Genomic DNA, 1,254 nt, shown 5'->3' on the forward strand with positions numbered 1-1,254 from the left:
GGCGCCCGGGTGACCGGCCGGCGAGCAGCCGGCGCACGGTCACCGCGGCGCGCCCCGACCCGTGGTCACGGCAGCCGGCGGCGGTGGGTCCGGGAGGTGCCGGTGGGGCGACCCGGGTCGACGTGGCGGGGCCGGTCTGGCTCGTCGGGGCGCAGCGGGACGAGGGCGTCGGTGATCGCGTCGATGATCCGGTCGGTGGCCCGCCGGGCCGCGCCCGGCGCGGCGTCGGCGTCGGTCAATGCGACCGGGTCGCCGAAGTGCACCCGCACCACCGGCCGCCGCCACAGCGCCCGGGCCACGGCGCGCAGCATCCCCTTCGGCGCCCGGTACGGCAGCACCTCGTGCGAGCCCCACTGGGCCACGGGGACCACGGGCGCGCCGCTGGCCAGGGCGAGCCGCGCGGTCCCGGTCTTGCCGCGCTCGGGCCACAGGCCGGGGTCCAGGCCGATGCGGCCCTCCGGGTAGACCAGGATCACCGACCCGGCGGCGACGGCCCCGGCGGCGTCGTCCAGGGCCCGGTGCACGGCGGCGGTGCCCCGGTCGACCCGGATGTGCCCGGCGCGGCGCATGGCGGCGCCGAGCAGCGGGGCGCGGAACAGCCCGCCGGTGGCCATGATGCGGGGGGCGACGCCCCGGGCACGGCACGCGGCGGCCAGAACCACGGGGTCGAAGGGGCTGAGGTGGTTGGCGGCCAGAATCAGCGGCCCCCGGCGCAGCCCGTCGGGCACGTCGCCGGAGACCTCGAGGCGGGCCAGGGCGCCGACGACGGCGCGGGCCAACAGTTGGGCGCCGCGCCAGATCAGGGGCGGCTGCCAGGAGGCGGTGGGCGTGTCCATCAGCGGTCGATGGTCGCACGGCCGCGCCAGGGCCGCGGGCGCGGCCGGGTGGGGGAGCGGACGCGACCGGGGCAGGGCCGAGCGGCAGTGGTGATCAAGGTCATTGATTCCGGGCCTGTCGGAACCCCCGCACCCGCCGACACCTCTACGACGCCGAGTAGTATTTACTACGTCTCGTAGTATGAAAGGCTGGGGGTTCCAGGTGGACGCGTTGGACGTCGCCCGCTGGCAGTTCGGTGTCACCACCGTCTACCACTTCCTGTTCGTGCCGCTGACCATCGGCCTGTCCGTGCTCGTCGCCATCCTTCAGACCATCTGGCACCGCACCGGCAACCAGCGCTACCTCAAACTCACCAAGTTCTACGGCAAACTCTTCCTCATCAACTTCGCCATGGGCGTCGTCACCGGCATCGTCCAG

2 protein-coding genes are annotated in these 1,254 nt (G+C 75.0%); one reads left to right on the top strand and one right to left on the bottom strand.

Annotated features, from left to right (window positions below; all coding sequences use genetic code 11):
• Positions 1 to 65: 65 nt before the first annotated feature.
• Positions 66 to 836: a 1-acyl-sn-glycerol-3-phosphate acyltransferase gene (locus MCAG_RS00525; protein ID WP_036371742.1), complete on the bottom strand. Its 771-nt coding sequence runs from the start codon at positions 834 to 836 to the stop codon at positions 66 to 68.
• Positions 837 to 1,038: 202 nt separating this feature from the next.
• Between MCAG_RS00525 and MCAG_RS00530 the strand changes: the two genes are divergently transcribed.
• On the top strand, positions 1,039 to 1,254 hold a 216-nt coding region (locus MCAG_RS00530; protein WP_036371744.1), incomplete at its 3' end, for a cytochrome ubiquinol oxidase subunit I.

Source organism: Micromonospora sp. ATCC 39149 (assembly GCF_000158815.1).
GTDB lineage: Bacteria > Actinomycetota > Actinomycetes > Mycobacteriales > Micromonosporaceae > Micromonospora.

Coding starts and splice junctions, on each gene's coding strand:
- MCAG_RS00525 (WP_036371742.1), bottom strand. CDS start 836: ATGGACACGCCCACCGCCTCCTGGCAGCCGCCCCTGATCTGGCGCGGC.